Source organism: Neisseria sp. N95_16, from assembly GCF_002551535.2.
Classification (GTDB): domain Bacteria; phylum Pseudomonadota; class Gammaproteobacteria; order Burkholderiales; family Neisseriaceae; genus Neisseria; species Neisseria brasiliensis.
In genome coordinates, this window is record NZ_PDBT02000100.1 from 1 (window position 1) to 6,216 (window position 6,216).

Sequence of the window (6,216 nt, forward strand, 5' to 3'; positions counted from 1 at the left end):
GAATTTTAGGTAATGATTGGGGATTTTATGTTGAAAAAAAGCTTACTTAGTAACCTAGGTAAGCTTTTTTGATGGTAGGTAGGGTTTTGCAAAGGTCTCAGGCCGTCTGAACGATTTTTTTCAGACGGCCTTGGTGATAGTACAAATTAAAGCATTTAGCGGATATCCACAAACGAGCTTGAATGTAATTCACGCAGCAAATTGGTGGTGGCTTGCTGGGCTTTTTGTTGCGAAATATATTGGCGCACGGCATTGCGTTGGCGCTCTTCCGGTGTACCGGCTTCGCGGATGTCGTTCAGCTTAATGATGTGCCAGCCGAATTGGGTGCGTACCGGCGCGCTGACTTGGCCGGGTTTGAGTTTGTGCACAGCATCTTCAAACGGCGTGACCATCATGCCGTCTGAAAACCAGCCCAAGTTACCGCCGTTGGCCGCGCTGCCGTCTTGCGAATATTGACGCGCCAAACCGGCAAAATCCGCACCGCTGCGGGCTTGGGCGTAGATTTTGCGGATGCTGCTTTCGGCTGCGGCCGCGGCGTTATCGGAATCGGCTTTAATCAGAATGTGTTGCGCATTGTATTGGCGCAATGGCTCGCCTTCCGGTAGGGCAACACCTTGCTGCTGTGCGCGGTTGATGAAGCTGGTCACTTCGCTGTCGCTGACACGGCTGTTTTCCATAATGGCTTGTTGGCGTACTTTTTCGACAATGATGCTGTCGCCGATTTCGCGGCGTACGCGTTTGTTGGCATTTTTCAAAGACGGATTTTGCGCAATCACGGCATCGATTTCGGCTTCGCTGGCTTGAATACCTCGGCGTTTGCCTGCTTGCACGATTAAGGATTGGTTGACCATTTGTGCCACGACTTGTTGGCGCAGTTCGGTATCGGTGACTTGCGTGCCTTTCGGCAGGTTGCGACGCGCATCGGCCAGCGCTTCGCTGACTTGGCGCTGGGTGATGATGTCGTTATCCACCACGGCGGCGATGCTGTCGGAAGCTTTGACATCGGCAGCATGCGCGGCATTCAGGTTCAGACCGAGTACCACGGCCAGCATTAAAGGTTTCACATTCATGGGTTCACTACCTCGTTGGTTTTGCTGTAGCCCGGAATGGCTAAGCGGAGTTGTTCAAATGGATTTTGGCCGACGTTGCTCAAATCTTTCAGCTGTAAGTTGAAGAAAACGGCGTTTTTCTTGCTGTTTTCACCGGTCACGTAGCGTTGTGCCACCACGCTGGCGCTCCAGCAGCCACAATCACTTTTGTATTCGACACCGGCCAGCATTTCCAGCGGTTTTTTCACGGTGATTTCGTAGTTGTAGCGGGCAACGGCATACAGGTTTTTACGCAGCGGCCATTGGGCGGCCAAATCGACTTGGTTTAATTTATCGTACAAATATTCGCCATCGTCTTGTAGGTAGATGCGGGCGTTGCGGTTGTGTTTGTAACGCGCACTCAACACCTTACCCGGCTCCGGATTGTAGCGGATGCCTGCCGCGTAGCTCTCGGCGCGGTTTTGGTTTTGATTGTAGTGGATGTCGAAATCAAAACGCACGCTGTCAGTCACATTGCCGTGGGCAAACGCCACCCAGTCGGAACGGTTACGCTCGTATTGGCCCACGCTGCCGTCGAGCAAGACAGTGTCGGTTTTGAAATAGAATTTCTGACCGATACCGGCACGGAACAATTCGGCACCGGTTTTCGGATTCAGGATACGGCTCTGCACTGCAGTTGACAGGCTGTTGGAGGCATTAATGCGGTCGTTGCCTGAAAACAGGTTTTCACGGAACAATTGCTCGTAGGTGAAGCTGTTTTCCGAAGTGTCGAAATTCGGTAAATCGTTTTGTGATTTGGTGGGCACATAATTGTAGAATAAACGCGGTTCCAGTGTTTGTAGATAATTGTTGCCCAAAAATTGTGTGTGGCGTTCAAACGTCATGCCGCTGTCGATGCTGGCCATTGGTAAAACACGGCTGACATGGCGGCCACTACTGCCATTGAAGCTGTCTAAATCATAATAGGTGGCGTGCACACCGACTTTCGGACGCACGTAACCCCAATTGTTGTGGAAATCCCATTTGACACTTGGGTTCAATACCACGCGGCTACCGCTTTGTTTGTCGTCATGTTCGAAGCGGGTGAATTGGCTGAATACATTAGCTTGCATATTGTCGAAGCTGCGCTGCCAGCGGCCGGACAAGCGCGGCATGATGGCGTAAGGTTCGTCTTTGTAGCCGTATTCGTTGGCCAAGGTTTGGTATTTTTGCGCCATCAGCGAGCCGTCGAAATTACCGCCCCAATAAGTGTCGTGGTAGTTTAACCAAGCTTGGCGGTTGAGGTTGACGTTGTCGGCGATGTCGTTGCGGCCGTAGAAGTCGCGATAGTAGTCGTTATCCGACACGCTGTTGAAATCCACGCCGCCACTGAGTTTGGCGGTGAATTGATGATTGTGGTTCCATTGGAATTGGTAGCGGTTGTTGTGGTCACTTTTTCTGTCGTTAGGCATCCAAGCACCGTTCACTTGCCCTCGGTATTGGGGCTCGAGATAGCGTATTTGTCCGCCCAAACGCACACCGCGGCTGGAAATGATGCCCGGGGTCACAGTGGCATCTAAATTCGGTGCCAAGTTCAAATAATAAGGCAGTGACAATTCGAGGCCGTCTGAACCGGTGGAGATATTTGGCACCAACAAGCCGCTTTTGCGGTCGCCGTTAAGCGGGAAATCGGCCCAAGGTGTGTACAAAACAGGCACACCGCCGAACACCAGTGAGGCACCTTTGGCTACGCCGATGCCGGTTTCTTGGTTGGCATCAATGCTTTTGGCCTTGATGTACCAGCTGGCATCGCCGGGTGCGCAGGTGTTGAATTTGGTGTTGATGAGCTTGTAGCGCTCTTTGCTGTGCATTTCGGCTTTTTCGCTGACGCTTTGCAGGCGGCGGCCGTCGCGTTCGGTCGCCATGCGTACGTTTTCAGTGATGCCTGCGCCCGAATCCAAGTTGTAGTTGATGTGTTCGCCGCGGACAATGGAGCCGTTTTGATACAGCACAAACTGATTGCCGGCAGTCACGGTATTGCTGGCTTGATCGTAATGCGCCCAATCGGCGTTGAGTACCTCATCATTGCGCTCGATAATCACATCGCCTTTGGCCTGTACCTGCACATTGGTTTGGCCTTCGACGTAATCGGCGGTCACGCGGGTGTAATCGGTGGGCAAAGGCTCTTCGCCGCTGCGTTTGACCGAGGTTTCGTTTTGTTGTGCTTTGGCATGCTCGACCAAGGTTTCTTCAGTGCAAAACAGACAGGTACTGCCCAAAGACAATTCGTCCGCTTTTTCAGACGGCCTGTTGTCAGCAGCTTGGTTTTCTTCGGCAGTTTCGGCAACAGTTTGCTCGACCGCGGCAACCGGATTGGCCGTGTCTTGGACGGTTTCAATCGGCACATAATCGGCCGCATCCGGCACAAACGCGCCGCCGGTCTGTGCCGCCGCCGCTGTGCTGAAGCCGACGCTTAATGCGATGACCAAAGGTTTGAGTGAAAATAAACGAGCCAAAGTTGCACCTTAAATCGGTTTTGCCAGTTAGAATAGCGTTTATTTTAACCTGAAAATCCAAGAAACTGCTATGCAACGACAAATTGAATTACAAAAATGGCTGGAAACCGTTTATCCGAATGAATCTTTTGAGTTGAGCTTTGCCGCGGCCGATGCCGATTTCCGCCGCTATTTCCGCGCCACTTTTTCAGACGGCCGCACGGTGGTGTGTATGGATGCGCCGCCGGAAAAAATGAGCGTGGCGCCGTATTTGAAGGTGCAGAAATTATTCGACATGGTCAATGTGCCGCAAGTGTTGCATGTGGATGAAGCGCTGGGCTTTATGGTGTTGAACGATTTGGGCAACACCACGTTTTTGACCGCCATGACGCAGGAAACATCCGAATCCGCCCATAAAGCCTTGCTACTCGAAGCGATTGACGAATTGATTGTGCTGCAAAGAGCCAGCCAACCTGACCAATTGCCACTGTATGACCGCGAAGTGTTGCTGCGCGAGATTAATTTGTTCCCAGAATGGTTTGTGGCCAAAGAATTGGGCAAAGAGCTTAATTTCAAGCAGCGCCAATTGTGGCAGCAAGTAATCGATATCTTGCTGCCGCCGCTGTTGGCGCAACCGCAAGTGTATGTGCACCGCGATTTCATCGTGCGTAATCTCATGCTGCAAGCCGGCCGCCCGGGCGTATTGGATTTCCAAGATGCGCTGTATGGTCCGATTTCCTATGATTTGGTGTCGCTGCTGCGCGATGCGTTTATCGAATGGGAAGAAGAATTTGTGTTGGACTTGGTCATCCGTTACTGGGAAAAAGCCCGTGCCGCCGGTTTGCCTGTGCCGGCCGATTTTGACGAATTCTACCGTTGGTTTGAATGGATGGGTGTGCAACGCCATCTGAAAGTGGCCGGCATTTTCGCCCGTCTGTACCACCGCGACGGTAAAGACAAATACCGTCCTGAAATCCCACGTTTCCTGAATTACCTGCGCCGCGCCAGCCGCCGCTATGTCGATTTGGCGCCGCTGTATGCGCTGTTGGTGGAATTGGTGGGCGATGAAGAGTTGGAGACAGGGTTTACGTTTTAAATAGAATTTAGGTTAAACCCAGCCGAATAGGGAATTAAACGGCGGATTGATGCTCTAATCCAGCGGTGCGCTTGCGGCATACCGCTAGATAAGTCAGTCAACCTTTAGGGCAGCCGCATTCAGCTGTTTGATAGTTTGTGCTTATTAATACCGCCGATTCATATTTTAACCTTCATGCATAACTGAAAATGACAACAAAACTTTCTTTAATTGTTCCTGTTTATAATGGCGGTAAGTTTATTGCCGGTCTGGGCGAGAATTTCTTAAACATCCATCAGGCTTTGGGCAATGTTGAATTCATTGTTATCAACGATGGCTCCCGCGATGACACGCTGGCGCAATTACAAGCATTGTTTGCTGAGCATTCTTATCTGCAACATCATTTGATTGATACGCCTAATGGCGGAGTCAGTCGCGCACGCAATTTGGCTTTGGAAAAAGCCAGCGGTGAATTTGTGATGTTTATGGATCACGACGATCAATTGAATCCGCAAGAATTAGGTCGTTTCTTGGAGGTGATGGATACGCAGTCTGCCGATTTGCTTCAGTTTGATGTGGAAGAGAAATTTCAATTGGGCGATGGGGTAAAAGTGATGGATTTGGCCAAATACATGAACGAATTGTCGTTTATGTCGGCAGTTTGGTCATATATTTACCGTCGTGATTTAATCGAATCGTTAAAATTGCGTTTTATTCCGGGCATGGCTTATTTGGAAGACGGCGTCTTTTTATTGGAATACATGCTGGCCTGCAAAAAAGTGGCCGCAACCCATCAAAAAGTTTATCTCTATGTAGATAATCCCGATTCTGTGATGCGCAAAAAACGTACTGCAGAGCAGACCCAGAAATATCTTGATGACATCGGTTTATCTGTTAAAGAATATACCCGTATCATGAAAGCGGATAAGCAGCCTGAAGTCAGCAAGCGTTTATTGGAAATTCGTGATTCTTTCCAGTTTATCTACATTACGTCGATGCTGAAAAACCGCATTTCAGCAGCGGAAATGTTCCGCCGCTTGCAGGATGTGTGCTACGATTACCAATTAAAAGGTTATCCGAGCCGGTTTAACCAACGTATGCGTACGCGTATTTTGTGTGCGTTATTCCGCAGTAAAACTGCATTGCAGGCGCTGACTACCAGCAAGATTATGGCAAGATAGTTCGGCATTCAACAAAGGCCGTCTGAAATCCCACGTAAATTGAGACCTTTGCAAAACCCCAGATTTGAGTACAGTTCAAAGTTGTAGCAGCACAGAAAGCGCAAACATATCATCAAGATAGGCAAGCTTTCGAGCAGCGCACAATGAAGAAATGTGCCAAAGATGGGGATTTTGCAAAGGTCTCATATTTTCAGACGGCCTTACATTCGCATTTCAAGTGCAACGCTCAAATGCCATTGGCAAGGGCTGCTGAAAACAGATCACCCGGTGTCTCATAGTCCAATGTCTTTCTCGGTCGGCGGTTAAGGGCCTCCTCAACCGCTTTAATCTTTTTAGCACCCAGTTTCCTAAAATCCGTCCCCTTTGGGAAGTATTGTCTGATCAGCCCGTTGGTATTCTCCACCAAGCCTTTTTCCCAAGAATGGTATGGACGGCAG

5 protein-coding genes are annotated in these 6,216 nt (G+C 49.9%); 2 read left to right on the forward strand and 3 right to left on the reverse strand.

What is annotated here, in order from left to right:
• Positions 1-155 precede the first annotated feature (155 nt).
• Positions 156-1,070, reverse strand: coding sequence for a peptidylprolyl isomerase (locus tag CRG49_RS11875; RefSeq protein WP_095502518.1), 915 nt, complete (start codon positions 1,068-1,070; stop codon positions 156-158).
• Positions 1,067-3,544 carry an LPS-assembly protein LptD gene (locus tag CRG49_RS11880; RefSeq protein ID WP_095502519.1) on the reverse strand — a complete coding sequence of 826 codons (2,478 nt, stop codon included), beginning with the start codon at positions 3,542-3,544 and terminating at the stop codon, positions 1,067-1,069. Before CRG49_RS11880 ends, CRG49_RS11875 begins: the two co-directional genes overlap by 4 nt.
• A gap of 70 nt (positions 3,545-3,614) precedes the next feature.
• Here CRG49_RS11880 and amgK point away from each other — a divergent pair, with 70 nt between their 5' ends.
• Entirely contained in the window at positions 3,615-4,619 is a 1,005-nt protein-coding gene (gene amgK / locus CRG49_RS11885; protein WP_095502520.1) for an N-acetylmuramate/N-acetylglucosamine kinase AmgK, read from the forward strand.
• A 188-nt stretch (positions 4,620-4,807) separates the two neighbouring features.
• On the forward strand, positions 4,808-5,779 hold the full coding sequence (locus tag CRG49_RS11890; RefSeq protein WP_095502521.1) for a glycosyltransferase: 972 nt from the start codon (positions 4,808-4,810) through the stop codon (positions 5,777-5,779).
• 226 nt (positions 5,780-6,005) lie between these two features.
• Here the strand turns inward: CRG49_RS11890 and CRG49_RS13400 are convergent.
• A partial coding sequence (locus CRG49_RS13400) for an IS30 family transposase (protein WP_198515146.1) occupies positions 6,006-6,216 on the reverse strand: 211 nt, incomplete at its 5' end.